Annotated in this window: 21 protein-coding genes and 1 tRNA gene; 12 read left to right on the top strand and 10 right to left on the bottom strand. The window is 69.3% G+C overall.

Annotated elements, in window-relative coordinates:
• Positions 1–73: 73 nt before the first annotated feature.
• Positions 74–331: a hypothetical protein gene (locus tag Q8Q77_RS16255; RefSeq protein ID WP_305584697.1), complete on the bottom strand. Its 258-nt coding sequence runs from the start codon at positions 329–331 to the stop codon at positions 74–76.
• Between the two features lie 537 nt (positions 332–868).
• Positions 869–942, bottom strand: a tRNA-Cys gene (locus tag Q8Q77_RS16250).
• 185 nt (positions 943–1127) lie between these two features.
• Here Q8Q77_RS16250 and Q8Q77_RS16245 point away from each other — a divergent pair.
• The 6 genes from Q8Q77_RS16245 (at position 1128) to Q8Q77_RS16220 (ending at position 9415) form a co-directional block, all read left to right on the top strand.
• Complete coding sequence (locus Q8Q77_RS16245) at positions 1128–1697, top strand: protein-L-isoaspartate O-methyltransferase (RefSeq protein ID WP_305584696.1); 570 nt, start codon at positions 1128–1130, stop codon at positions 1695–1697.
• 121 nt (positions 1698–1818) lie between these two features.
• A complete protein-coding gene (locus Q8Q77_RS16240) occupies positions 1819–3303 on the top strand; it encodes a TolC family outer membrane protein (RefSeq protein WP_305584695.1) in 1485 nt (494 codons plus the stop codon).
• 138 nt (positions 3304–3441) lie between these two features.
• The gene (locus tag Q8Q77_RS16235) at positions 3442–3996 is read left to right on the top strand and encodes a DUF2497 domain-containing protein (protein WP_305584694.1); all 555 of its coding nucleotides are present in this window, start codon (positions 3442–3444) and stop codon (positions 3994–3996) included.
• 125 nt (positions 3997–4121) lie between these two features.
• Positions 4122–6785, top strand: coding sequence for a valine--tRNA ligase (locus Q8Q77_RS16230; RefSeq protein WP_305584693.1), 2664 nt, complete (start codon positions 4122–4124; stop codon positions 6783–6785).
• A 129-nt stretch (positions 6786–6914) separates the two neighbouring features.
• On the top strand, positions 6915–8675 hold the full coding sequence (locus Q8Q77_RS16225; protein WP_305584692.1) for a class I adenylate-forming enzyme family protein: 1761 nt from the start codon (positions 6915–6917) through the stop codon (positions 8673–8675).
• Positions 8675–9415 (top strand): TlyA family RNA methyltransferase, encoded by a 741-nt coding sequence (locus tag Q8Q77_RS16220; protein WP_305584691.1) that lies wholly within the window; start codon positions 8675–8677, stop codon positions 9413–9415. Before Q8Q77_RS16225 ends, Q8Q77_RS16220 begins: the two co-directional genes overlap by 1 nt.
• A gap of 52 nt (positions 9416–9467) precedes the next feature.
• Here the strand turns inward: Q8Q77_RS16220 and Q8Q77_RS16215 are convergent, their stop codons facing one another.
• Together Q8Q77_RS16215 and Q8Q77_RS16210 are read right to left on the bottom strand one after the other, a co-directional pair.
• Positions 9468–10076: a glycine zipper 2TM domain-containing protein gene (locus tag Q8Q77_RS16215; RefSeq protein ID WP_305584690.1), complete on the bottom strand. Its 609-nt coding sequence runs from the start codon at positions 10074–10076 to the stop codon at positions 9468–9470.
• A 102-nt stretch (positions 10077–10178) separates the two neighbouring features.
• Positions 10179–10598: a glycine zipper 2TM domain-containing protein gene (locus Q8Q77_RS16210; RefSeq protein WP_305584689.1), complete on the bottom strand. Its 420-nt coding sequence runs from the start codon at positions 10596–10598 to the stop codon at positions 10179–10181.
• A gap of 249 nt (positions 10599–10847) precedes the next feature.
• On the opposite strand from Q8Q77_RS16210, the gene Q8Q77_RS16205 reads away from it, so the two are divergent.
• The gene (locus Q8Q77_RS16205) at positions 10848–12071 is read left to right on the top strand and encodes a class I SAM-dependent RNA methyltransferase (RefSeq protein WP_305584688.1); all 1224 of its coding nucleotides are present in this window, start codon (positions 10848–10850) and stop codon (positions 12069–12071) included.
• On the opposite strand, the gene Q8Q77_RS16200 is transcribed toward Q8Q77_RS16205, so the two are convergent.
• Positions 12061–12531: a group II truncated hemoglobin gene (locus Q8Q77_RS16200; protein WP_305584687.1), complete on the bottom strand. Its 471-nt coding sequence runs from the start codon at positions 12529–12531 to the stop codon at positions 12061–12063. The genes Q8Q77_RS16205 and Q8Q77_RS16200 overlap by 11 nt on opposite strands.
• A 180-nt stretch (positions 12532–12711) precedes the next feature.
• On the opposite strand from Q8Q77_RS16200, the gene Q8Q77_RS16195 reads away from it, so the two are divergent.
• A complete protein-coding gene (locus tag Q8Q77_RS16195; RefSeq protein ID WP_305584686.1) occupies positions 12712–13983 on the top strand; it encodes a cytochrome P450 in 1272 nt (423 codons plus the stop codon).
• Positions 13984–14023: 40 nt separating this feature from the next.
• On the opposite strand, the gene Q8Q77_RS16190 is transcribed toward Q8Q77_RS16195, so the two are convergent.
• Positions 14024–15109: a PA0069 family radical SAM protein gene (locus Q8Q77_RS16190; protein WP_305584684.1), complete on the bottom strand. Its 1086-nt coding sequence runs from the start codon at positions 15107–15109 to the stop codon at positions 14024–14026.
• A 77-nt stretch (positions 15110–15186) separates the two neighbouring features.
• Between Q8Q77_RS16190 and Q8Q77_RS16185 the strand changes: the two genes are divergently transcribed.
• Positions 15187–15642, top strand: coding sequence for a glycosyltransferase (locus Q8Q77_RS16185; RefSeq protein ID WP_305584683.1), 456 nt, complete (start codon positions 15187–15189; stop codon positions 15640–15642).
• Here Q8Q77_RS16185 and Q8Q77_RS16180 read toward each other — a convergent pair.
• Positions 15598–17211: a lytic transglycosylase domain-containing protein gene (locus Q8Q77_RS16180; RefSeq protein ID WP_305584682.1), complete on the bottom strand. Its 1614-nt coding sequence runs from the start codon at positions 17209–17211 to the stop codon at positions 15598–15600. The two genes, Q8Q77_RS16185 and Q8Q77_RS16180, sit on opposite strands and share 45 nt — an antisense overlap.
• Positions 17212–17278: 67 nt before the next feature.
• Positions 17279–18091, bottom strand: a complete 813-nt coding sequence (locus Q8Q77_RS16175) for a uracil-DNA glycosylase (RefSeq protein WP_305584680.1) — start codon at positions 18089–18091, stop codon at positions 17279–17281.
• A 153-nt stretch (positions 18092–18244) separates the two neighbouring features.
• Here Q8Q77_RS16175 and Q8Q77_RS16170 point away from each other — a divergent pair, with 153 nt between their 5' ends.
• The 3 genes from Q8Q77_RS16170 (at position 18245) to Q8Q77_RS16160 (ending at position 22588) form a co-directional block, all read left to right on the top strand.
• A complete protein-coding gene (locus Q8Q77_RS16170; RefSeq protein WP_305584678.1) occupies positions 18245–19918 on the top strand; it encodes an electron transfer flavoprotein-ubiquinone oxidoreductase in 1674 nt (557 codons plus the stop codon).
• Between the two features lie 68 nt (positions 19919–19986).
• Positions 19987–21690 carry a tetratricopeptide repeat protein gene (locus tag Q8Q77_RS16165; RefSeq protein WP_305584677.1) on the top strand — a complete coding sequence of 568 codons (1704 nt, stop codon included), beginning with the start codon at positions 19987–19989 and terminating at the stop codon, positions 21688–21690.
• Positions 21691–21694: 4 nt separating this feature from the next.
• Positions 21695–22588, top strand: a complete 894-nt coding sequence (locus Q8Q77_RS16160; RefSeq protein WP_305584675.1) for a 4-(cytidine 5'-diphospho)-2-C-methyl-D-erythritol kinase — start codon at positions 21695–21697, stop codon at positions 22586–22588.
• 87 nt (positions 22589–22675) lie between these two features.
• Here the strand turns inward: Q8Q77_RS16160 and Q8Q77_RS16155 are convergent, their stop codons facing one another.
• On the bottom strand, positions 22676–24238 hold the full coding sequence (locus Q8Q77_RS16155) for an ammonium transporter (RefSeq protein WP_305584674.1): 1563 nt from the start codon (positions 24236–24238) through the stop codon (positions 22676–22678).
• 37 nt (positions 24239–24275) lie between these two features.
• Entirely contained in the window at positions 24276–24614 is a 339-nt protein-coding gene (locus tag Q8Q77_RS16150; RefSeq protein WP_305584673.1) for a P-II family nitrogen regulator, read from the bottom strand.
• Positions 24615–24666 lie beyond the last annotated feature (52 nt).

Below are 24666 nucleotides of genomic sequence, written 5' to 3'. Positions count from 1 at the left end.
CCGTCACGCTCTAAACTTTTGAAGTTAGACCCTTTTCATCCGGTCAGATGATTCCATCTGACCCGGAAAGGGTCTAGCCGTCGTTCAGGATGGGCGCCTTCAGGCCCGCGTCGGTGAGCAGTCCGCCGGTCGCCAAGCCGTAGATGTTCAGGCTGTGGACCAGCAGCCGGGCGTTGGCGTCGACCAGATCGCCCGGCGTGCGCACGCCGGGCAGCCCGGCGAGATAGTCCAGCCAGATGTCGCAGCCGCATTTCCAGAGCTCGAAACCTTCCTGGAGCGTCTTGCTGGCGACGATGGCGGCAGGGTCGGCTTCGGTCGTCGGATTTTGCATCGGGCTGCTCCCAGGCGATTCGCCTCCAGTACAACCGTCGGCGAGCGGCTTTGATCCCGCTCGACCGCAGACCGGCTGACGCCGTGACGCCGTGACGACCTGGCCGCCGGCCGCTGCGCCTTCCTGGCGTCGACCATGGCCTTTACGTCGGCCAGCAGGGCCGCGCCCAGCCACAGATGAAACGCCCTGAGCCGGTCGGCGCGAACGATAGCGACCTGGAAAGGGCCGAATCCGTGGAGGGCCAGGGTTGAAAAACCCCGCCGGGGGGAACCGGCGGGGTTTCTCGAAGGCGCGGCCTTGGACGAGGGTTAGACGCGGGCCTGCGCCTCTCACCTGGCGCCGGCCGGGGGGCCTGGGCGTCGGTGAAATGGCCATCTCGCGGGGTGAGATCAGCCAACTGCCTGGGTTGAAATCGCGGCGGCGCGACGGGTTCCGGAGGCCGGAGACGGGTTATGACGAATTAGGATTTCCGCAAGTCGAGGGGCCCCGGTCGGGCGGAAAGCGCTCGCTTGGGCGCCATTGGTCATCGGGGAAATTTGGAGGCCTGACCCGGAATCGAACCGGGGTGCACGGATTTGCAGTCCGCTGCGTAACCACTCCGCCATCAGGCCGCCGCCGGTTGTTCGCCGGAGAGGGCGGATCGCTAACAGAACGTCCCGCCGGGGGCAATCTCTGCCGCATCCGCATTGCGTTCGGGTTAAGCGCGACACGGCGTAGCGGTCGCATTGCCTTCGCCGAGGGGGCGGACCTATAAGCGCACTTCGAGCTCAACCCGCCAGGAATCGTCCGAGGACCCATGGCCGCAGATTTCGCCGCCGCACGGCTGAACATGGTCGAGAGCCAGGTTCGCACCAACGATGTCACCGACGTGCGGATCCATGACGCCATGCGCGTCATCCCCCGCGAGGATTTCGCGCCGTCCAAGGCCTTCCAGGCCTATGCCGACGCCGACCTGGAATATGCGCCGGGCCGCTATCTGCTTCGGCCGCGCGAGGTCTCCAAGCTGCTGCAGGCGATCAAGCCCAAGGCCGGCGAGCGGGCCCTGGCCATCGCCGCCCCCTACGCCGCCGCCGTGCTGGAGGCCATGGGCCTGACCGTCGAACGTCTCGACGAGAGCGACCTGACCGCCGTGCTGGGCGCCAATTACGACGTCGTCGTGGTCGAGGGCGCGGTGACCAAGGCGCCGCAGGCCTGGACCGACGCGCTCGCCCTGGGCGGCCGCCTGGGCGTGATCGAGCGCGAAAATGTCACCGCAAAGGCCGCCTTGTACGTGCGCGCCGACGACGGCGTGGGCCGCCGCACCCTGTTCGACGCCATGGCGCCGATTCTGGAAGGCTTTGAACCGACACAGAGTTTCGCCTTCTAGGGTCCAGTGAAACACCTCGGAAACCTTGGCGTGAAAAAAGCTTAAGGTAGCGGCCTCTAGTCCGCGAGGGTTTCGCCGGTCATATAGGGCGCGGTCTCACTACGCCGTTTCGGGGATATGCATGTTCAATAGTCGTCGCGGAGCCTTGCTGGCCGCGGTCTGCAGCGCGGGCCTTGCCTGCGCGGCCCCGGCCGCCGCCGAAACCTTGGCTGAGGCCATCGCGCTCGCCTACGACTCCAATCCCACCCTGCAGGCGCAGCGCGCCACGCAGCGGGCGCTGGACGAAAGCTATGTGCAGGCCCGCTCCGGCTACCGCCCAACGCTCTCGGCCTCGGTTTCGGGGACCTACGAGGAATTGCGCACCCCGGTCATCGACCGCGACAACAACGGCGTTCCCGACAACATCACCACCGCGGGCATCCGTGAGGGCAACGCCGGCTCGGCCGGCTTCAACCTGACCCAGCCGCTCTACACCGGGGGTCGGGTCGCCGCGGCGACCTCGGCGGCCCATGCCGACATCCTGACCGGGCGTGAGAACCTGCGCCGGGTCGAGGCCCAGGTGCTGGCCAATGTCATCACCGCTTATGTGGACAACCGCCGCGACATCGAGGCCCTGCGCATCCGCCAGGAGAATGTCCGCGTCCTCAACCGGCAGCTCGACGAATCCAAGGCCCGCTTCGACGTGGGCGAAATCACCCGCACCGACGTCGCCCAGTCCGAGGCGCGTCTCGCCGCGGCCCAGGCCCAGCTCTCCCAGGCCCAGGCCCAGCTCGCCATCAGCCGCGCCAACTACGCCGCCGTGGTCGGCCAGAACCCCGGCGACCTGGCCCCCGAGCCGTCCCTGGCGACCTTGCTGCCCGCCGACGTGGCCCAGGCCTTCGACGTGGCCGAGACCACCAGCCCGCAGATCCGCGGCGCCGAATACACCGAGCAGGCGAGCCGCGCCCGTCTCGCCGGCGCCCGCGCCGAACGCATGCCCAGCCTGGCCCTGCGCGGCTCGCTGGGCTGGAACGGCCAGGCCGATCCGCTGGAGACCGAGGAGTACGCCCGCAACATCCAGGGTTCGGCGGTGCTCACCATTCCGCTGTTCACCGGCGGCCTGACCAATTCGCGCGTCCGCGCCCAGATCGAGCGCAACAACGCCGACCGGATCGGGGTCGAGACCGCGCGGCGCACCGTGCTGCAGGGTCTGACCCAGTCCTGGAGCCAGCTCATCGCCGCGCGCGCCAATATCGGCTCGACCGACGAGCAGGTGCGCGCCGCGCGCATCGCCGCCGAAGGCACCCGCCAGGAGCAGCAGGTCGGTCTGCGCACCACACTGGACGTGCTGAACGCCGAGCAGGAACTGCGCGGCGCCGAACTGGCCCAGGTCAGCGCGCGCCGCGACGAGTACGTCGCCGCCACTAACGTCCTGGCCCAGATGGGCCGGCTGGAGGCGCCGAACCTCACCCCGGCCGTCACCCGCTACGACCCGAAGAACAACTTCTCCAAGCTGCGCTTCACCTGGGGCTGGGTGCCTTGGGAGGAGCCGATCGCCATCGTCGACGGCGTGCTGACGCCCAAGACCGTCGAAAAGCCGACAGAAGCCGCTCCGGTCGCCCCGTAGTAGGCGGCCATTCGACGCAAGACTTCGCCTGACAGGCGAATACCCGCTTGCGAAGCTTGGCGGAAATTGCAGGATCGCACGCACGCGCCTACCGTGACGCATACGGATTCTTTCATCGCTCCAGCGACGGCCCAGCATATGTCCGACACGACTTCGCAAGAACCGACGATGGAGGAGATCCTGGCCTCCATCCGGCGCATCATCTCCGAGGATGACGCACCTGCCGATGGGGCTGCGCCGGCCGAGGACGAAGAGCCGGAAGCCGCCGCCGAGCCGGAGATCGCCCTCCCGGAACCCGAGCCTGAGCCCGAGCCGGAAGACGACGGCGTTCTGGAGCTGACCGAGAAGGTCGACAGCGTCGGCGATCTCGACGTCTACACCCCCGGCGCCGCCGAACCGGAACCCGAGCCGATGGCCGCCTATGAGCCGGAGCCCGAGCCGGAATCCTCCTATGAGCCGCCGCCGGTGCCGCCGGGCGAAGGCCTGGTGGGCGACATCGCCGCGGCCGCCGCGGCCTCGGCCTTCGGCAAGCTCTCCAAGTCGATCCAGATGCCGGCCGAGGGCCGCACCCTGGAAGATGTGGTGCGCGAACTGTTGCGGCCCATGCTCAAGCAATGGCTCGACGACAACCTGCCCCAGATCGTCCAGGCGACGGTGGACCAGGAAGTCGAGCGCATCGCCCGCCGCCGATAGGCCGTTCCGAACCCGCTCAATTCGAGCCGTTCGACCCATTCCGCCCCTTCCCGTGAACCGGGGAGGGGCGTTTTGCGTCATCCCGCTTCCGCTGGCCGGAGCGAGAATGTAAGCACCGCAGCGAAATGCTTGAAAAAAACTTCGATCCCAAAACCGCCGAGCCGCGCCTCTACGCCGCCTGGGAATCCTCGGGCGCGTTCGCGCCGACCTCGGACCCTGCCGCCGAGCCGTTCTCGATCGTGATTCCGCCGCCCAATGTGACGGGCTCGCTGCACATCGGGCACGCGCTGAACAACACCCTGCAGGACGTGTTGACCCGCTTCGAGCGCATGCGCGGCAAGGCGGCCCTTTGGCTGCCCGGGACCGACCACGCCGGCATCGCCACCCAGATGGTGGTGGAGCGCCAGCTCGCCGCCGCCGGCAACCAGAGCCGCCGCGACATGGGCCGCGAGGACTTCATCGCCAAGGTCTGGGAATGGAAGGCCGAGAGTGGTGGGACCATCACCAACCAGCTCCGCCGGCTGGGCGCCTCCTGCGACTGGAGCCGCGAGCGCTTCACCCTGGACGAGGGCCTCTCGGCCGCCGTGCGCAAGGTGTTCGTCACCCTCTACAAGCAGAAGCTGATCTATCGCGACAAGCGGCTGGTGAACTGGGATCCCCAGTTCCAGACCGCCATCTCCGACATTGAGGTCGAGCAGCGCGAGGTCGACGGCGCCTATTACCACTTCGCCTATCCGCTGGAGGACGGCTCCGGCGAGATCGTGGTCGCCACCACCCGGCCCGAGACCATGCTGGGCGACACCGCCGTGGCGGTGAACGCCAAGGACCCGCGCTACACCCATCTGATCGGCCGCGCCGTGCGCCTGCCCATCGTCAACCGGCCCGTGCCGATCATCGCCGACGACTACGCCGATCCCGAAAAGGGGTCCGGCGCGGTGAAGATCACGCCCGCCCACGACTTCAACGACTATCAGGTCGGCAAGCGCAACAACCTGCCGCTGATCAACATCTTCGACCCCCAGGCGCGGCTGAACGAGAACGCGCCCAAGGAATATCAGGGCCTGGACCGCTTCGCCGCCCGCAAGAAGGTGGTGGCCGAGTTCGAGGCGCTCGGCCTGCTGCGCGAGATCGAGAAGACCCGCCATGCCGTCCCCCACGGCGACCGCTCGGGTGTGGTCATCGAGCCCTACCTGACCGACCAGTGGTACGTCGACGCCAAGACCCTGGCCCAGCCAGCTATCAAGGCGGTGGAGGAGGGGCGCACGGTCCTCGAGCCCAAGAACTGGGAGAAGACCTACTTCGAGTGGATGCGGAACATCGAGCCCTGGTGCGTGTCGCGCCAGCTCTGGTGGGGTCACCGCATCCCGGCCTGGTACGGTCCCGACGGCAAGATCTTCGTCGAGGAGACGGAAGAGGCCGCCAAGGCCGCCGCCCGCGAGCACTACGGCCACGACGAACCCCTACGCCAGGACGAGGACGTCCTCGACACCTGGTTCTCCTCGGGCCTGTGGCCGTTCTCCACCCTGGGCTGGCCCGACAAGACCGCCGACCTTGAGCGGTTCTACCCGACCCACACCCTGGTGACCGGCTTCGACATCATCTTTTACTGGGTTGCCCGGATGATGATGCTGGGCATCCACTTCACCGGCGAGGTCCCGTTCAAGCGGGTGTTCTTCAACGCCCTGGTGCGCGACGCCAAGGGCGCGAAGATGTCCAAGTCCAAGGGCAATGTCATGGACCCGCTGGAACTGGTCGACCAGTACGGCGCCGACGCCCTGCGCTTCACCCTGACGGCCATGTCGGGCCAGGCGCGCGACATCAAGCTTTCGACCCAGCGCATTGAAGGTTATCGCAATTTCGGGACGAAGCTGTGGAACGCCACCCGCTTCACCCAGATGAACGGCTGCGCCCGCGCCGAGGGGTTCGACCCGGCCAAGGTCGAAGGCGTGCTCAACCGCTGGATCGTCGGCGAGACCGCCCGCGCGGCCCAGACGGTGACCGCGGCCCTGGAGGGCTGCGGGTTCGACGAGGCCACCAACGGTCTCTACCGGTTCATCTGGAACACCTATTGCGACTGGTACGTCGAGCTCGCCAAACCGCTGCTGAACGGCGCCGACGAGGCGGCCAAGGCCGAGACCCAGGCCACCGCCGCCTGGGTGCTGGACGTGATCCTGAAGCTGCTGCACCCGGTCATGCCCTACATCACCGAGGAGCTCTGGAACCAGACCGCCGACCTGGGCGCCCCGCGCGCCCAGGGCATGCTGATCACCGCCCAGTGGCCGGTGCTGCCGTCCAGCCTGATCGACGCCGCCGCCGACGCCGAGATCGGCCTGGTCATCGCCGCCGTCAGCGAGGGCCGCTCGGTCCGCGCCGAGCTCAACGTGCCGCCCGGCGCCAAGCCCGCCCTGCTGGTGGTCGAGGCGACCGACGCCCAGCGCAAGGTGTTTACGACCAACGCCTCGGTGATCGGCCAGACCCTTCGCGTCTCCGAGGTCCGCTTCGAGGCCGCGATCCCAGAAGGCGCGATCCCGTTCGTCGTGGATGGGGCCACGTTGGCCCTGCCGGTCGCCGAGTTCATCGACCTGGCCGCCGAGCGCGCGCGTCTGGCCAAGGAGATCGCCACCCACGCCTCCGACATCGCCCACGTGAACAAGAAGCTGGGCAATCCGGCCTTCGTGGCGAACGCCAAGGAAGAGGTGGTCGAGGAGAACCGCGAGCGTCTCGCTGAATCCGAAGCCGCCAAGGCCAAGCTGGAAAGCGCGCTGTCGAGGCTGGAAGCCGCCGTCTGATCTTCATCCCTCCCCACAAGGAGGAGGGAAATGGTTCAAACAGGTGTTTGCACCTGACGCTAGGTTATGCCAGTTCACCTGAGACGACGCGGGCGGTGAATCCCGCGCGAGTATCAGGAGGAACGTCCCATGACCGAGGCTGCGCTGCCGGCCGGCTGGCCCGCCATGTCCATCGCCCAGGCCCACGCGATGATCACCGCGCCGGGCTCGCCCGCCGAGGTCGAGACGGTCGATATCCGGGGCGTCCCGACCCGCACCTGGAAGAACCTGCCGCCATCCATCCGCTCCATCGTCGAGCTGGGCCGCGCCCACGGGGACCGGGTGTTCCTGGTCTATGAGGACGAGCGCGTCACCTTCGAGGGCTTCTATCGCGCCGTGGCCGCCTTCGCCGCGCGCCTGTCGGCCGACGGCGTCGGCAAGGGCGACCGCGTGGCCGTGGTCATGCGAAATCTTCCGGAATGGCCGGTGGTCTTCTATGCCGCCGCCAGCCTGGGCGCGATCGTCACCCCGCTGAACGCCTGGTGGACCGGCCCTGAGCTGGAATACGGCCTGACCGACTCCGGGACCAAGGTCCTGATCGTCGACGCCGAGCGCTACGAGCGCATGACCGAGCACCTGCCCAACTGCCACGACCTCAAGCACGTCTATGTCAGCCGCGACCGGGAGGAGATCGCCCATCCGCTGGTGACCCAGTTGGAGAGCGTGATCGGCGCCACCAACGACTGGGGGAGCCTGCCCGACCAGCCGTTGCCTAGCGTCGAGATCGGCCCCGAGGACGACGCCACCATCTTCTACACCTCCGGCACGACGGGTAAGCCGAAGGGCGCGCTCGCCACCCAGCGGGCGGTCAATTCCAACATCATGGCCGCGGCCGTGGCCGGCGCGCGGGCCTTCCTGCGCCGCGGCGAGGCGCCACCCCAGCCCGATCCCAACGGCCCGCAGCGCTCCTCGCTGATCTCGGTGCCGTTCTTCCACGTCACCGGCTGCTTTGCGGTGCTGAACCCGTCGCTCGCCGCCGGCGCCAAGCTGGTGATGATGCACAAGTGGGACGTCATTCGCGCCTTCGAGCTGATCGAGCGCGAGAAGGTCCAGTCGGCCGGCGGCGTACCCACCATCGCCTGGCAACTCATCGAGCATCCGGCCCGGGTCAATTACGATCTCTCGTCCCTGGAATCCGTCGCCTATGGCGGCGCGCCCTCCGCTCCGGAACTGGTGCGCAAGATCAAGGAGACCTTCCCCAAGTCCGCGCCCGGCAACGGCTGGGGCATGACCGAGACCTGCGCCACCGTGACCACCCACGGCGCGGAGGACTACGCCAACCGCCCCGACAGCTGCGGCCCCGCCGTGCCGGTCTCCGACCTGGAGATCCGCGACGCCGCAGACGGCAAGACGGTGCTCGCCCCCAACCAGGTGGGCGAGCTATGGGCCCGCGGGCCGCAGGTGGTGAAGCTCTACTGGAACAAGCCCGAAGCCACGGCCCAGACCTTCGTCGACGGCTGGGTGCGCACCGGCGACCTGGCGCGGGTGGACGAGGAGGGTTTCTGCTTCATCATCGACCGGGCCAAGGACATGCTGATCCGCGGTGGCGAGAACATCTACTGCATCGAGGTCGAGAACGTCCTCTATGACCACCCCGCGGTGATGGACGCGGCGGTTGTCGGCATCGTGCACCGGACGCTCGGCGAAGAGCCCGGCGCGGTGGTGACGCTGAAGCCCGGCGCCTCGGCCACCGAGGACGAACTGCGCGCTCACGTGGCCGAGCACCTGGCCGCGTTCAAGGTGCCGGTGAAGGTCCGGTTCTGGCATGAGACCCTGCCGCGCAACGCCAACGGCAAGATCCTCAAGAACGAGCTCAAGAAGCTGTTCGAGGAGGAGCAGGCCCAGGCCTGATGCCCCGCAAGCGCGCCGACGTCCTGCTGGTTGAGCGCGGCGTGTTCGACAGCCGCGCTAAGGCCCGCGCCGCCATCGAGGCCGGCGGGGTCACGGTCGGCGGCCGGACGCTGGCCAAGGCGTCCGAGCCGGTGGACGAAGACGCCGAGATCGTCGCCGTCGCCGCCCATCCCTATGTGGGACGCGGGGCGCTGAAGCTGGTCCACGCGCTGGACCTGTGGCCTGTCCTGACCGCCGGCCGCACGGTCCTGGACGTGGGGTCCTCAACCGGCGGGTTCACGCAGGTCTGCCTGGAGCGGGGCGCCGCCAGTGTCTTCGCCGTCGATGTGGGCCGCGGCCAGCTCCACCCCAGCCTCGCGGCGGAGGCGCGCGTTGTCGCGCTCGAGGGCGTCGATGCGCGGTCGCTGACCTCGGAGCTGATCCCGACGCCGCCGGACCTGATCGTCACCGATGTCAGCTTCATCGGCCTGGCCAAGGCCCTGCCGGCGGCTCTGAGCCTGGCGAGGCCGGGCGCGGATCTGGTCGCCCTGGTCAAGCCGCAGTTCGAGGCGGGGCCCAAGGGGGTGGGGAAGGGCGGCGTGGTCAAGGATGAGGCCGTGCGCGCCAAGGCCCTGGCCGAGGTCGCAGCCTTCCTGGAAGCCTCCGGCTGGGCCGTCCAGGCCAGCGCCGACAGCCCCATCGCCGGCGGCGACGGCAATCGAGAGTACCTGCTCTGGGCCCTGAAGAAGCCTGGGCCATGAAAAAAGCCGCCGGCCGCTAGGCCGACGGCTCTCCCACGCTCAATCGCCGGTACTAGTCGACGACTTGATAGTTGCCCGAGGCGTCCTGGCAGACGCGGACGAAACGCTTCTGCACGCGGCCGTCCGGCAGATAGATCGGGCTCTCGGCCAGGCTGCAGCCGTCGGCCCCTTCGCGGTCGGCGACGCCGTAGGCCGTGCCGCGGCTGTCATAAGCATAGCGGTCGTCGTCATAGCCGCGGTCGCGGTCATAGGCGCCGGCGTAATAGCCGTTGTCGCGGCGGGTCTCGCCGTAGCGCGAGCCATTGTCGTAATAGGTCGAGCGGGGATCGCGGTAGCTGTTGCAGGCCGCCGAGTTCTTGCCCACGGCCGCGCCGCCCATGGCCCCGAGCGCGCCGCCCAGCAGCGCGCCTTCGGTCCGCGCATTACGGGCCGCGGCGTTGGAGCCGATCACCGCGCCCAGCGCGCCGCCGATCAGGGCGCCGGTGGTCCCGCGATTGGTCGAGGACCGGCGGCAGGGGTCGTAATAGCCGCCCTCGCGCTGGTCGTAATAGCCGGCCGATTGCGCGGCGGCGAAGGTCGGGACGGTGACGGCGGCCGAGAGGGCCATCACGCCGGCGACGCCGGCCAGGGTGCTCTTGGCGAATTTGGTGCGGAAGCTCATGGGTTCATCCCTCTTTGATTCTCGATGATGCCGACCCTTTTCCGATGCGGCGGACATCGCTCCGCCGGAAAAGGGTCAAGTTCTCAGGACCAGCGGCCGATGCTAGGCGCGGCCGCTGGGCCGCCAGACGCCGTCGCGCCCACGGCAGACTTCGAAGCTGTGGTTGCGGCCGTTGTAGTGCTCCTGCACCCAACGGCAGTTGTTGCGCTGGTAGGTGCTGCGCTGCACGCGCTTGGGATAGGAGCCACACTTGACGTTGCGCTTGGCGATCTCGTGACCGGCGACGGCGCCGACCAGGCCGCCCAGCACGGCGCCTTCGGTCTTGGCGCCGCGGCCCGCCACGCTGCCGCCGACGACCGCGCCCATCACACCGCCCACCACCGTGCCCTGGTTGGCTTGGCGGCGCTGTTCGGTACGGCAGGGATCGCCCGAGCCGTAGGACTGGGCGGCGGCGAAGGTCGGGATCACGAGGGTGGAGGCCGCGATGGCGGCGGCTGCGGTGAGGGCGAGAACGCGATTCATCGACTGTCTCCAGAATTGGGTGAGGCGACGCCATGGCCTCGCCTGCGGTAGAGAGGATGGGTGAGCGAACCTGAACGCGGCTTGAGTACGTCGTTCATCTTCGTTCATTTGACGCCGCGCCTTGGCCCACATGGGCTGAAACGCAAGACTGTTGAAACGAGCTAGAGCATGCGAAGTTCCCGGCGACCGTCCCAAGGTCGCCCCCAGAGACGGCCCCCGTCCGAAGCGCCAGCCGGCCCGGCGCTCGAAGTGGTGATCGAAAGCATAGGCGGGGAAGGGGACGGCATTGCGGCGGGGCCGGTCTATGCGCCCTTCACCCTGCCCGGCGAACGGGTGCGCCTGGCTCCCGGCGGCGAGCGGCGCGACGTCGAGGCGATCCTTGAGGCGAGCGGCGAGCGCGTGACGCCGCCGTGCCCCCATTTCGGCGTCTGCGGCGGCTGCGCCCTGCAGCACTGGGAACACGGCGCCTATCTGGCCTGGAAGGTCGATCGCCTGCGCCGCACCTTGGCGCGCGAGCGGATCGAGACCGAGTTCCTGCCCGCCTTCGCCGCCGCCCCGGCCAGCCGCCGTCGCCTGGCCCTGCACGCCCGTCCCGGCGGCCGCGCCGCCGCGCGCCTGGGCTTCAAAGCCCGCAAGTCCTGGGACGTGGTGGAGGTCGAGACCTGTCCCATCGCCGATCCGGCGCTGCAGGCCGCCCTGCCGGCCCTGCGGGCCCTGGCCGCGCCGCTGTTCGAGCATCACAAGTCCGCGCCGACCCTGCACGTCACCCTCACGGCCACCGGGATCGACGTCGACATCACCGGCGTGGAGCGCAAGAGCGGCGGCCTGTCGGCTGACGCCCGCATGCGCCTGGCCGAGATCGCCGCCCGGGGCGATTTCGCCCGCGTCACCCTGGACGGGGAGCCCGCCTACCTGGCCCGCCAGCCCATGGTGCGCCTGGGTCCGGCCACCGTCGCCCTGCCGGCCGGCGCCTTCCTGCAGGCCGTGCCCGCCGCCGAGGCCGCCATGGCCGCCCTGGCGGTCGAGGCCTGCGCCGGAGCCGACAAGATCGCCGACCTCTATTGCGGGGTGGGGACTTTCACCTTCCGCCTGGCCGGGGTCGCGCCGGTCCTGGCCTGCGACTCGTCGGGCCCTGCCATCCATGCGCTCAACGCGGCGGCCTCGACCGCGCCCGGGACGCGGGGGATCGTCGGCGAACACCGCGACCTCGCCCGCCGCCCGGTCCTGGCCGAGGAGCTGAAGCGCATCGACACGGTGGTGTTCGACCCGCCGCGGGCCGGGGCCTCCGAACAGTCGGCGGAGATCGCCCGCTCCAAGGTCGCCCGCGCCGTCGCGGTGTCCTGCAACCCAGCCACCTTCGCTCGGGACGCGCGGATCCTGATCGACGCCGGCTTCAGCCTGGATCGCCTGATGCCGGTCGACCAGTTCCTCTGGTCGCCGCACATCGAGCTGGTCGGGGTGTTCAGCCGCTGATGAACGGGCCGCCGGGCGGACCCCAGTTCCAGATCGGCATGGGCGGGTTGTCGGCAGGCGCCTCGACCCCGTCGGTGGAGTTGATCACCGCCAGCCGGGTGCCCCATTCGAGATAGCCCACGAAGGCGGCGCGGAACTCCGGATCGTCGGGCAGGCCGACCGCGTCGGCGGTCTCCAGCATCAGCCCGACCCAGCGCTTGCGCTGGGTCTCTGTCAGATGGCGGCCCAAGTGGTGGCCGATCATGCCCGCATGGCTGCCGCCCGAGGCGGTGTAGGCCTTGGGCCCGCCCAGCACCTCGCCGACGAAGGCCGCCACATGCTGCGGATGCCCGGCGTCCATATGGGCGAAGATCGGCGCCAGGACGGGATCGTCGGGAACCTTGGCGTAGAAGGCGGTGGTGAGCGCCAGCAGGGCCGGCGCGCCGCCGGCCCAGTCGTACAGGGTTGGGATGTCGGTCACGGACACTCCTCAGGGTCGCAGGCCTGACGTGGAGCGCAGCGATGCCCGCGTCAACCGCCCGTGCGCGGCGCCCCGGCGCCGTTTTGCAAAATCCCTTGCAAAACAACGTTCGGATCGGCGTCCTCCTTGCCAACGACAAGGCGGCGCCCGCTTCGAGGCGCCCCGGCAGGGAGACGATCCATGAGCGACGGCGCAGTCGACATCCGCGGCGAGGCGCGCGCCCGCGCCTACGCTCAGCCGCTCGAAACCCTCAACCCCGCCCAGCCCGAACTCTTCGCGGACGACGAGATGTGGCCCTATTTCGAGCGTCTGCGCGCCGAGGCCCCGGTCCACTTCACGCAAGACAGCGCCTACGGTCCCTACTGGTCGGTGACCCGCTACAACGACATCATGGCGGTCGACACCAATCACGAGGTGTTCTCCTCCGCCGACGGCATCACCCTGGTCAGCCTCGAGGCCAAGGAGCAGAACGCCAACCGCCCGGTGCGGCCCAGCTTCATCTCCATGGACCCGCCCAAGCACGACGTGCAGCGCAAGACAGTCAGCCCCGCCGTGGCGCCGGCCAACCTGCATCGCATGGAGCCGGTCATCCGCGAGCGCGCCGGGATCATCCTCGACGGCCTGCCGATCGGCGAGGTGTTCGACTGGGTGGACCTGGTCTCCAAGGAGTTGACGGCCATGACCCTGGCCACGCTCTTCGACTTCCCCTTCGAGGAGCGCCGCATGCTGACCCATTGGTCGGACTGCATGACCAACGCCCCCGGCCACGGCCCGGTCACGAGCTGGGACCAGAAGCGCTCCGAGGTCTCCGCCTGCTTCGCCCGCTTCACCGAAATGTGGAACGAGCGCAAGGACAGCCCGCCGCAGGGCGACATGATCTCCATGCTGGCCCATGGCGCCGACACCCGCGACATGGACGTCCACGAATTCCACGGCAACGTCGCCCTGCTGATCATCGGTGGCAACGACACCACGCGGAACACCATCTCGGGCTCGATCTATGCGCTGAACCGGAACCCCGGCCAGTACGCCAAGCTCAAGGCCGACCACTCGCTGATCTCGTCCATGGTCTCCGAGACCATCCGCTGGCAGACCCCGCTGGCCCACATGGCCCGCACCGCGACCCAGGACTACGAGCTGGCCGGCAAGACCATCAGGAAGGGCGACCGGGTGGCCATGTGGTACGTCTCGGGCAACCGCGACGAGGCGGTCATCGCCGACCCCAACAGCTACATCATCGACCGCGAGCGGCCCCGCCAGCACCTGTCCTTCGGCTTCGGCGTCCACCGCTGCGTCGGTAACCGCCTGGCCGAGTTGCAGCTCAAGATCATCTGGGAAGAGATCCTGGCCCGCTTCCCGACCATCGAGGTGGTCGGCGAGCCCACCCGCACCCACTCGGTCTTCGTGAAGGGCTACGAGACCCTGCCGGTGATCATTCCTGCGCGGAGTTAGGTTTCCTCCACTCCGCCGGGATGAGCGGGTAGGGCGCGCCCTACCCAAACAGATCCCCCTGGTCCCCCGGCTTGTCCGCCGGGACCTGGAACTGGCTGAGGTCCAGGCCGTCGAACCTGAACGTCAGGCCGTAGCGTTTCTTGGCGGCCTGGAAACGCTGGGACATCATCTCGGCGATGGGGCCTTCGCCGCGCATGCGTTTGCCCCATTCAGGATCGTAGTCGAGGCCGCCGCGCATCTGGCGCACCAGGGACATGACCTTGCCGGCCCGGTCGGGGTGATCGGTGGCCAGCCACTCCTGGAACAGGTCCTTGATCTCGCGCGGCAGGCGCAGGGCGACATAGCCGGCCCCCTTGGCGCCAGCGGCGGCCGAGCGCTCCAGCACCGCCTCCATCTCGTGGTCGTTCAAGCCCGGGATCGAGGGCGCGAACATCACGATCACCGGCACGCCCGCGTCGGCCAGCGCCTTGATCGCCCCGATCCGCTTCTCGGGCGTCGCCGCGCGCGGCTCCATGCTGCGCGCCAGGGCCCGGTCGAGCGTGGTGACCGACACCGCCACCCGGCAGAGGTTCTTGGCCGCGGTCTCGGCCAGGATGTCCAGGTCGCGCAGGATCAGCGCCGACTTGGTGATCACCGAGAACGGGTGGTTGAACCGGGCCAGCACCTCCAGCACCTGGCGCGTCACCCGCGCCGTGCGTTCCTGGGGCTGGTAGGGGTCTGTGTTGCCGCCGATATGGATGAACTCGGGCCGGTAGCGCGGGGCCGACAGCTCCTTTTCCAGCAGCTTGGCGGCCTCGGGCTTGAAGAACAGCTGGCTCTCGAAATCCAGTCCCGGCGACAGGCCCATATAGGCGTGCGCCGGCCGCGCGTAGCAGTAGATGCAGCCGTGCTCACAGCCCCGGTACGGGTTGATCGAGCGCGAAAACCCCACGTCCGGACTGGTGTTCTTGCTGATGATCGTCTTGGCCCGCTCGGGGCTGAGCGTGGTCCGGATCTGGACCGGTTCGGGGTCCTCCACCGTCCAGCCGTCGTCGAAGGCCTCCCGCGCCTGGGCCTCGAAGCGCCCCGACGCGTTGGACCGCGCGCCGCGGCCACGGATGGCGATCTGCTGGGTGAATGTGGACACCGCGCCATACTAGCCCCGAACAAGAACAAAACAAGAACTCTATTGACGATCGGTACGAAGCATACGCACTGGCGCCCATGCTCTCCGTGATCGTCCCGACGCTGAATTCCGAGCGCGACCTCGCCAACCTCCTGGGCCGGCTGGTGCCGGCGGCGGTGGACGGGCTGGTGGCCCAGGTGATCGTGCTTGACGGAGGCTCGACCGACGGGACGCTGGAGGTTAGCGAGGACGCCGGGGCCGACGTGGCGAGCACCTTCGCCGCGGCCCTGGCGATCGCGCGGCGCGACTGGCTGTTGATACTGCCCGTCGACCTGCGCCTGAGGGGCGGTTGGGACGGCGCGCTGGGCGGTCACCTGACGCGACGGGCGGGACCCGCCCTGGTGCTGGGCGAACGGGACGGGGAGGGGATGTTGGCCCGGCTCAGGCCCGCGCCGTCCGGCCTGCTGGTGGCGAAATCGGCGCTGAAGGGCGCGGGGCCGGCTCTGGACCTAGTCGCTCTGCGCCGCAAGCACGGTGGGTCGGTCCGGCTGTGAGGCGCCCGGCGCCTGGTCCAGGCGCGCGTCGATGAACCCATGGCCCTGGGCCAGCGCGTCCAGGGTCTTGCTCTCCTGGCCGAACTTCTTGCGGTAGGTCCAGTAGGCCGCCATCACCTTCTCGACGTAGTTTCGAGACTCCACGCTCGGCAGGCTCTCGATGATCAGCAGGCTGTCGGCCTCGGGCCCGACCCGCTTCATCGTGTTCAGCAGGGTGCCCGGGCCGCCGTTATAGGCCGCCACGGTGCGCAGGATGTCGTAGCCGACGCCGCGCTCCATCAGCCAGGTCACGTAGTCCTGCCCGACCCGCAGGTTGAAGGCGGGATCGAACAGCGGGCTCATGTCGGTCTTCAGCTTGTCGTCGCCGGCGGCGCGGGCCGCGGCCTCAGGCATCAGCTGCATCAGGCCCACGGCCCCGGCGTGGCTGACCACCAGCGGGTTGAACCGGCTTTCCTGGCGCACGATGGCGTAGACCAGGGCCTTGTCGACCGTGAAGCCCGACTTCGGCTCCAGGGTAGGCGTCGGATAGTCGGGCTCGGCCATGGTGCGGGTCGGGCCGCTCAGCGCCGTCAGCGGCGCGTTGAGCGCGGCGATCAGCTCCATCCAGCGGCTGCGTTCGGTGGGCGTCTTGGCCAGCGTCAGGCCAGCGCGGCATTCGAGCCCGGCCTCGGTCGCCCGGCCGATTTGGGCCAGCGCCGCGGCGCGGTGGGCGCGCGCGTCGGAACTGATGAACCGGGCCAACTCCACCGTCGGGCCGTTGTAGGCGGCGGGCAGGTAGCGGCCCTGGTCGGCGGCCGCCAGCCGGTCGGCCTTGCGCAGCGCCGCGCGGCGCTCGGCGATCATGCCGTAGAAGGTGGTCGGGAAGCGCGCCGCCTGCTCCAGGAACTGGTCGGAGCGGGCCTGGTCGCCGGCCTCGGCCACGGCGCGGGCCGCCCAATAGGCGGCGCCGGCCCGCAGCCAGGGGTCTTCGTGCTCGTCGCGGGCCACCAGGGCCAGGTTGGTCTCGGCCGCCTCGTAGTTCTTCAGGCGATAGGCCGCGAGGCCGGCGATCCAGCGCTCTCCGGCGGCCGGCGCCAGGGCGAACGCCCGGGTCATGTCGCCGGCGTAGAAGGCTTCGCGGGCCATCCTGCCCTTGGCGCCGGGCAGGCTGTTGGCGATGCCCTGGGCGGTGCGCTCGATGGCGCCCCAGCCGAAGCCGGCCAGCAGGGGGGTCTTCAACGACGCGCCCTGCGCGGGCTTGCGGCGGCTGGCCAGCGAATAGACCCGCTCGGCCCCCGGCAGGTCGCCGAACCGGTCCAGCCAGCGCGCCAGCTCGTCATAGCTGGCGGTGTGGGCGGTGGGATGCATGAGCTGGCGGAGCGAGAGGTGCCCGGCCAGCGACTGGTCCTGGGCCTGGGCGGCCTGCAGGCCGGCGTCGATGAAGTCGCCGTCCTCGACGGCTGCGAACGCTGCGGCGTACCGCTGGGCGTCCGAATCGCTCAGCACCTTGGGCGCTGCGACGGCGGTTTGGGCGAAAGCGGCGATGATCCCGGCGAGAACCGCGACCTGAATGCCGTTGCGTGCCTGCATCCATTTCCCGCGTCGGCCGCTTCTTGAGAGCGATCTGGACGCAGCCCTTGTTCTCGACCGCTGAGTCCTACCCGCCCCGTTCCGGGCGATCAAGTCGTTCGGTCAGAGTCAAAAGGTCGCTCCACACCTTCTTCTTGGCTGCCGGTTGTCTGAGCAGGAAGGCGGGGTGAAGTGTCGGCATGGCGGGCAATTCGAGGTTTCCGTCCTCCGAACGCCACTCGAACCACCGCCCGCGTAGCGACAGGATGCCTTCCTCGCGCTTCAACATCGACTTGGCCGAGGGCGCCCCGACCAGCAGCAGCATCCGGGGCGAAACCAGCTCTATGGCCCGTTCGAGGAAGGGCAGGCAGACGGCCTGCTCGTGCGCAGCGGGCGTGCGGTTGCCGGGCGGACGCCAGAAGACGGTGTTGGTTATGAACACCCGCCCGGTCAGGCCGGCGGCGGCGAACATCCGGTCCAGGAGCTGGCCCGCCTTGCCCACGAAGGGTTCGCCGCGCGCATCTTCCTCCGCGCCGGGGCCTTCGCCGATCACCAGCAGCGGCGCATTGGGGTCTCCGCGGCCGAACACCGCCTGGCGCGCGCCCTCGAATTTCAGCGGGCAGCCGTCGAATCCGGCGATGGCGGCCTTCAGTTCCTCCAGGTCCTGGGCCAGGGCGGCCAGGCGGCGCGCCTCGGCCACCGCGGCGGCGACATCGGGTGCGGCGCCAGGGCCACGGGCGGCGGGGGCCGGCGCGGGCGCCTTGCGCTCAGGCGGCCGCGGCGGGACGATCTTGCCCGCCTCGATGCGGTCCACTGGTTCGTCCAGCAGCATGGCGTCGACGCCCGCCTCAGCCCAGAAGGCGAGCAGGCTCTCGGCGGCGCGGGGGTCGGCTGAGGGCATCGGGTCCGAGAAAAGCTTCTGTGAGACAGGTGTATAGCGGAGTTCACGCTTGACCGCCCTTGTACAAGCTTCCGATAAGTCCCGCGACGGATCAACACTGCGGTACATAAGGGGAGGGGAACCTCTGGGCCGTGGAATTAGGGAGCTGGGGACATGACCGAAGCCATCGAACGCGAAGCGATGGAGTACGACGTCGTCATCGTCGGCGCCGGTCCGTCGGGACTTTCGGCGGCGATCCGTCTGAAACAGCTCGCCGAGGCGGCCGGGACCGAGATCACGGTCGCCGTGCTGGAAAAGGGTTCCGAGGTCGGCGCCCACATCCTGTCCGGCGCGGTCATCGACCCCATCGGCCTCAATGAGCTGCTGCCCAACTGGAAAGAGCTGGGCGTCCCGCTCGAGACCAAGGTCTCCCGCGACAAGTTCGTGATCCTGGGCCCGCAGGGCGACCTGGACGTCAGCTTCCTGCCGTTCCCCAAGTGGATGCTGAACCACGGCAACTACATCGCCTCGCTCGGCAACGTCTGCCGTTCGCTGGCCGCCCACGCCGAGGGCCTCGGCGTGGAGATCTATCCCGGCATGGCCGCCTCCGAGGTGGTCTACAACGAGGACGGCTCGGTGAAGGGCGTCGTCGCCGGCGTGTTCGGGATCGCCAAGGACGGCCAGCCCGGCCCCGACTTCCAGCCGGGCATCGAGCTGCACGCCAAGTACACCTTCATCGGCGAGGGCGTGCGCGGCTCCCTGGCCAAGCAGCTCCAATCCAAATTCGGCCTCACCGCCGGGCGCGATCCGCAGAAATTCGGCATCGGGATCAAGGAGTTGTGGCAGGTTCCTGATGAGAATTTCGAGGCCGGCCTCACCCAGCACACCTTCGGCTGGCCGCTGAAGAACGATACCGGGGGCGGCTCGTTCATGTACCACTTCGGCGACAACTACGTGGCCATCGGCTTCGTGGTGCACCTCAACTACAAGAACCCCTGGCTCTCGCCCTTCGACGAGTTCCAGCGTTTCAAGACCCATCCGGCGATCCGCGGCTACCTGGAAGGCGGAAAGCGCATCTCCTACGGCGCGCGCGCCATCACCGAGGGTGGCCACCAGTCCCTGCCGCAGCTCTATTTCCCCGGCGGCGTGCTGCTGGGCTGCTCGGCCGGCATGGTCAATCTCCCGCGCATCAAGGGCAGCCACAACGCCGTCAAGAGCGGCATGCTGGCGGCCGAGGCCGCCTTCGCCGCGATCGGCGCCGGCCGTTCGGGCGACGAACTGACGGCCTATGAAGAGACCTATAAGACCTCCTGGATCGCCAAGGAGCTGCGCATGGTGCGCAACCTCAAGCCGTTGTGGTCGAGGTTCGGCACCATCCCCGGCCTCTTCCTGGGCGGGATCGACGCCATCATGGCCAGCATGCTGGGCGGCTGGTCGCCCTGGGGCACGCTGAAGCACGGCAAGAGCGACGCGGAGTCCACGGGCCTCGCCAAGGACTACGATCCGATCGTCTATCCCAAGCCCGACGGCGAGTTCAGCTTCGACAAGCTGTCCTCGGTCTTCCTCTCGGCCACCAACCACGACGAGAACCAGCCCGCCCACCTGACGCTGACGGACGCATCCGTCCCCATCCAGGTGAACCTCCCGCGCCATGGCGAGCCAGCGCGGCTCTACTGCCCGGCGGGGGTCTATGAGGTGCTGTACGACGCCGAAGGCAAGAACCCGAAGTTCCAGATCAATTTCCAAAACTGCGTCCACTGCAAGACCTGCGACATCAAGGATCCCTCGCAGAACATCGTCTGGACCACGCCCCAGGGCGGCGACGGCCCGAACTATCCGAACATGTGATGGCGGCGGTTTGGGGTGCTGCGCTCTGACGCCTTGAAGTCGCCGTCGAAAGCGGGGACTTTCAGGCCATGCGCCATCTGCTCGTAGCCCTCGCTCCGCTTCTCCTTGTCGCCGCCTGCGCGACGCCGTCCCATGAGGCCGCCTGGCGACCGACCATGGTCGACGGCATGGGCGGCTCGGCCTATGGGGCCTTCCTGGCCGGGCAGGGCGCGCTCAACGACGGCAACGGCGCCGAGGCGGCGGCCTATTTCCAGCGCGCTGAGATCGAGGGCGGGGCTAACGACCTGCTGCGCGACCGCGCCTTCATCGCGGCCGTCCTGGCCGGCGACATCGCCAAGGCCGCGGCCCTGGCCCCCGACGGCGAGGAGGCCTCCGAGGCCACCAAGCGCCTGGGCCAACTGGTCAAGGGCGTCGAGGAGATGGCCCAGGGCAAGGGCAAGGACGCCCACGTCATCCTGAGCGGCGAGGGCATCGGCTTCCCCCATCGCGGCGCCGCGGCGCTGCTGTCCCCGTGGGCCGCCGCCATGGCAGGCGACGTGGACGGCTCGCTGGTGCGGCCCGAGGTGCGCGGCGACCGGGTCGTCGACTATTTCGGCCAGCTCGGCCAAGCCTACCTCTATGAGCGCGCCAAGCGCTTCGACGAGGCCGAGACCGACTACAAGGCCCTGACCGGCAGCGAAAATCCCCTCGACATGGCGGTGCTGGCCTATGGCGCCTTCTTGGAGCGGCGCAACCGTCGCCCGGAGGCCGTAGCGCTCTACGACAAGGCGCTGGCCGCCCAGCCGTCCGACGCCGTGATGGCCGCCGCGCGCCTGCGGGCCGTGGCTGGCAAGTCGACCCCGCCCATCCTCACCCTGCGCCAGGGCGCGGCCCAGGTGCTGATTGCGCCGGCCGCGACCATGCTGGCCGCCAAGCAGGACCAGCTGGGCCTGGCCTATCTGCGCCTGGCGCTGCGGCTCGACCCGGGCCGCAACGAGGCCTGGCTGATGGTGGGCGACCTGATGGAGGTGGCCGGCGACACCACCGCCTCGCGCGACGCCTATGGCCGTCCCAAGCTCGGCTCGGCGGAATATCCCTCGGCGCGGGCCAAGCTGGCCTGGAGCTACCAGAACGCCAAGCAGCCCGAGATCGCGCTGAAGATGGCCCAGGAGGCCGCCGCCTCGGGCGACCACGAGGCCCGCGTCACCTATGCCGACCTGCTGCGGGCCAACGACCGCTACGCCGAGTCCGCCACCATCCTGACCGAGGTGATCGGAGGGAACGCCCAGCCCGACTGGCGGCTGCTCTACGCCCGCGGCGTGGCCTATGAACGCTCGGGCCAGTGGCCGGCCGCGGAGAATGATCTGCTGGCGGCGCTCAAGCAGCGGCCCGAGGACCCCGAACTGCTGAACTATCTGGGCTATTCCTGGATCGACCGGGGCGAGCGCCTGGCCGAGGCCCTGGGCATGGTCCAGAAGGCCGTGGCCTCCAATCCGCAGTCCGGCGCGATGATCGACAGCCTCGGCTGGGCCTATTACCGGCTCGGCGACTACAAGAAGGCCGTCGAGCGCTTGGAGCAGGCCGTCGAGCTGGAAGCCGGCGATCCCGAAATCAACAACCACCTGGGCGACGCCTACTGGCGGGTCGGCCGCCGGACCGAGGCGGAGTTCCAGTGGCGCCGGGTCCTGACCCTCGATCCCGACGCGCGTATCAAGGCCGACGTCGAGGCCAAGCTGACCTCGGGCCTGGGCCCAAAGGGGCCGGCCGGCTCGCCGCGCATCGCCGGACAGTAGGGCGATGGGGCAGGAGGCCTTCGCGCCCGCCAAGATCAACCTTTTCCTCCACGTTGGCGCGCCCGGCGCTGACGGCTACCACCCCCTGTGCAGCCTCATGGCCTTCGCCGACATCGGCGACCGGGTGAGTGTGCGCGAGGCCGACGCGCTCAGCCTGCGCGTCCGTGGCCCCTTCGCCGCGGCCTTGCAGGGCGAGGAGGCCGACAACCTGGTGCTCCGCGCGGTGCGCGCTCTGATGGCCCGAGGCAAGGGACCCTTGCCGCCTGTCGCCTTCACCCTGGACAAGCGCCTGCCGGTCGCCGCGGGCCTAGGCGGCGGCTCCAGCGACGCCGGTGCGGCCCTGCGCCTGGCGCGCGAGGCCCTGGGCGTCGCGTTGAGCGACGCCGAGCTGGAGGCCCTAGCCGCCGAGCTCGGCGCGGACGGCGCCGCCTGCCTCTGGGGCCGGCCAGTGCTGGCGCAGGGCCGCGGCGAGCGGCTGTCGCCTGCGCCGGGCCTGCCGTTGATCGACGCCGTGCTGATCAATCCCGGCGCGGCGGTCTCGACGCCGGAGGTCTATCGCGGCTTCGACGCGCGCGGGGCGTTCGGCGACGTGACCCCGCCGCCTATGCCCGACGCCTTCGAGAGCGTCGAGGAGCTGGCCGGCTGGCTGCGCGCCACCACCAACGACCTCCAGGCTCCCGCCGTGGCTCTGGCCCCGCAGATCGGCGACGTGCTCGAGACCCTGGCCGACGAGCGCGAGACCCTGCTGGCCCGCATGTCGGGCTCCGGCGCCACCTGCTACGCCCTCTGCGGCTCGGACATCGAGGCCGAGACCCTGGCCGAGCGCCTGGAAGCCATGCGCCCGGCCTGGTGGGTCGAACGCTGCCGGCTGGGTGGACCCTGGGACGGGGCGCTCTAGTCTCCACAAACGAAAACGGGGGCCGCGAGGGCCCCCGTTCCCGAGAGGGGAGCAGGGACCCAGGCGGCCCTGCTCCTAACGATGCGCTTACGAGTGGTAGGCGCGTTCGCCGTGTTCGCTGATGTCCAGGCCTTCTTCCTCGGTCTCGACCGAGGGCCGCAGGCCGACGGAGAACTTGATCACGAAGAAGACGATAGTCGAGGCGATGGCCGACCAGGACACGGCCACCAGGACCGCCTTGATCTGAGCCATGACCTGCGTGCTCATCACATAGGCCGCCGTGTCACAGGTGGAGATGTCCCCATCCAGGCCGCAGGTCGTGTAGTCGACCACGCCCGCGCCGCCCCAGGCCGGATTGACCAGGAAGCCCGTGGCGATGGCGCCGACGATGCCGCCGATGGCGTGGATGCCGAAGGCGTCCAGGCTGTCGTCATACTTCAGCGCGTTCTTCACGGCCGAGCAGAAGATCACGCAGATCGGCGAGACGATCAGGCCCAGGACCAGGGCGCCAACCGGACCGGCGAAGCCGGCGGCCGGGGTGACGGCCACGAGGCCGGCGACCAGACCCGAGGCCATGCCCAGCATGCTGGCCTTCTTGCGGGTCACCCACTCGGTGACGACCCAGGAGAGGCCGGCGCCGGCGGTGGCGACCAGGGTGTTCATCATGGCCAGGGCCGCGTAGCCGTTGGCCTCGAGGTTGGAGCCGGCGTTGAAGCCGAACCAGCCCACCCACAGCAGACCGGCGCCCGCGAGCGTCAGGGTCAGGGAGTGGGGCGGCATGGCCTCGATCTTGTAGCCCTTGCGCGGACCGACGATCAGGGCGCCGACCAGGGCGGCGATACCCGCATTGATGTGGACCACGGTGCCGCCGGCGAAGTCGATGGCGCCCCAGCCCCAGAGCAGGCCCGATTGGATCGCGGCCGTCGGCGCGGTGGCGACGGCGTCTGGGCCGCCCCACCACCACACCATGTGCGCCATCGGATAGTACGAGAGCAGCGGCCACAGGACCGCGAAGGCCACGACCGCGGCGAACTTCATGCGCTCGGCCACCCCGCCCAGGACCAGGGCGGCGGTGATGCAGGCGAAGGTCATCTGGAAGCAGATGAACACCAGCTCGGGGATGTAGATGCCCGTCGAGAAGGTCGCCACGTTGCTGGCCGGCGTCACGTCCTTGAGGAACAGCCGTCCGGCGCCGCCGATGTACTTGTCGAGGCCGCCGCCGTCGGTGAAGGCCAGGCTGTAGCCGTAGAGCAGCCAGGCGATCATGCCGATCACGGTCACGGTCGAGACCTGCATCAGCATGGACAGCATGTTCTTCTGGCGGACCAGGCCGCCGTAGAACAGGGCCAGGCCCGGCAGGATCATCAGCAGGACCAGGACGGTCGAGACCAGCATCCAGGTGGTGTCGCCCTTGTCGACCGTCTGGGCCGGGGCTTCGGTGGTCGGCGTAGGCGCGGCTTCGGCGGCGGCCGGAGCGGCCTCCGCAGGCGCAGGCGCTGGCGCGGCTTCAGCGGCCGGCGCGGCCTCGGCGGCGGCGGGCGCGGCCGCCGGCGCGGCGTCCTGGGCGAAGGCCGCGGGCGCGAGCACGCCCCCGGCGATGATGGCTGCGAGCGCCAGGCCCGTCAGCTTGTGCAGTCCCGATGGTTTCATTGTCGCTATCCCCATGTCCCGATGAGTTCGACGCGCCCTAGAGGGCGGCCGTGCCGGACTCTCCGGTCCGAATACGCACTGCGTCCTCGACATTGAGGACGAAGATCTTGCCGTCGCCGATCTTGCCGGTGGCGGCCGCGGCCTTGATGGCTTCGACGGCCTTGCCGGCCGCGGCGTCGTCGACGACCGCCTCCAGCTTCACCTTGGGGACGAAGTTCACCTGGTACTCGGCGCCCCGGTAGATCTCCGTCTGTCCCTTCTGACGGCCGTAGCCCTTAACTTCGGAAACCGTCAGCCCCTCGATGCCGGCGCCGACGAGCGCTTCGCGCACGTCGTCCAGCTTGAAGGGTTTGACGATCGCTATGATCAATTTCATCGCCTGCTCCCGCGCGGCCCAAGCCGAGACGCGCCAGTGGGTTGTTTTCCCG

It is taken from the genome of Phenylobacterium sp., assembly GCF_030698145.1.
In the GTDB taxonomy this organism is placed as follows: domain Bacteria; phylum Pseudomonadota; class Alphaproteobacteria; order Caulobacterales; family Caulobacteraceae; genus Phenylobacterium.
This window is presented reverse-complemented; position numbering and strand designations above follow the sequence as displayed.

Coding starts and splice junctions, on each gene's coding strand:
- Q8Q77_RS16255 (WP_305584697.1), bottom strand. CDS start 331: ATGCAAAATCCGACGACCGAAGCCGACCCTGCCGCCATCGTCGCCAGC.
- Q8Q77_RS16245 (WP_305584696.1), top strand. CDS start 1,128: ATGGCCGCAGATTTCGCCGCCGCACGGCTGAACATGGTCGAGAGCCAG.
- Q8Q77_RS16240 (WP_305584695.1), top strand. CDS start 1,819: ATGTTCAATAGTCGTCGCGGAGCCTTGCTGGCCGCGGTCTGCAGCGCG.
- Q8Q77_RS16235 (WP_305584694.1), top strand. CDS start 3,442: ATGTCCGACACGACTTCGCAAGAACCGACGATGGAGGAGATCCTGGCC.
- Q8Q77_RS16230 (WP_305584693.1), top strand. CDS start 4,122: ATGCTTGAAAAAAACTTCGATCCCAAAACCGCCGAGCCGCGCCTCTAC.
- Q8Q77_RS16225 (WP_305584692.1), top strand. CDS start 6,915: ATGACCGAGGCTGCGCTGCCGGCCGGCTGGCCCGCCATGTCCATCGCC.
- Q8Q77_RS16220 (WP_305584691.1), top strand. CDS start 8,675: ATGCCCCGCAAGCGCGCCGACGTCCTGCTGGTTGAGCGCGGCGTGTTC.
- Q8Q77_RS16215 (WP_305584690.1), bottom strand. CDS start 10,076: ATGAGCTTCCGCACCAAATTCGCCAAGAGCACCCTGGCCGGCGTCGCC.
- Q8Q77_RS16210 (WP_305584689.1), bottom strand. CDS start 10,598: ATGAATCGCGTTCTCGCCCTCACCGCAGCCGCCGCCATCGCGGCCTCC.
- Q8Q77_RS16195 (WP_305584686.1), top strand. CDS start 12,712: ATGAGCGACGGCGCAGTCGACATCCGCGGCGAGGCGCGCGCCCGCGCC.
- Q8Q77_RS16185 (WP_305584683.1), top strand. CDS start 15,187: ATGCTCTCCGTGATCGTCCCGACGCTGAATTCCGAGCGCGACCTCGCC.
- Q8Q77_RS16180 (WP_305584682.1), bottom strand. CDS start 17,211: ATGCAGGCACGCAACGGCATTCAGGTCGCGGTTCTCGCCGGGATCATC.
- Q8Q77_RS16175 (WP_305584680.1), bottom strand. CDS start 18,091: ATGCCCTCAGCCGACCCCCGCGCCGCCGAGAGCCTGCTCGCCTTCTGG.
- Q8Q77_RS16170 (WP_305584678.1), top strand. CDS start 18,245: ATGACCGAAGCCATCGAACGCGAAGCGATGGAGTACGACGTCGTCATC.
- Q8Q77_RS16165 (WP_305584677.1), top strand. CDS start 19,987: ATGCGCCATCTGCTCGTAGCCCTCGCTCCGCTTCTCCTTGTCGCCGCC.
- Q8Q77_RS16160 (WP_305584675.1), top strand. CDS start 21,695: ATGGGGCAGGAGGCCTTCGCGCCCGCCAAGATCAACCTTTTCCTCCAC.
- Q8Q77_RS16155 (WP_305584674.1), bottom strand. CDS start 24,238: ATGAAACCATCGGGACTGCACAAGCTGACGGGCCTGGCGCTCGCAGCC.
- Q8Q77_RS16150 (WP_305584673.1), bottom strand. CDS start 24,614: ATGAAATTGATCATAGCGATCGTCAAACCCTTCAAGCTGGACGACGTG.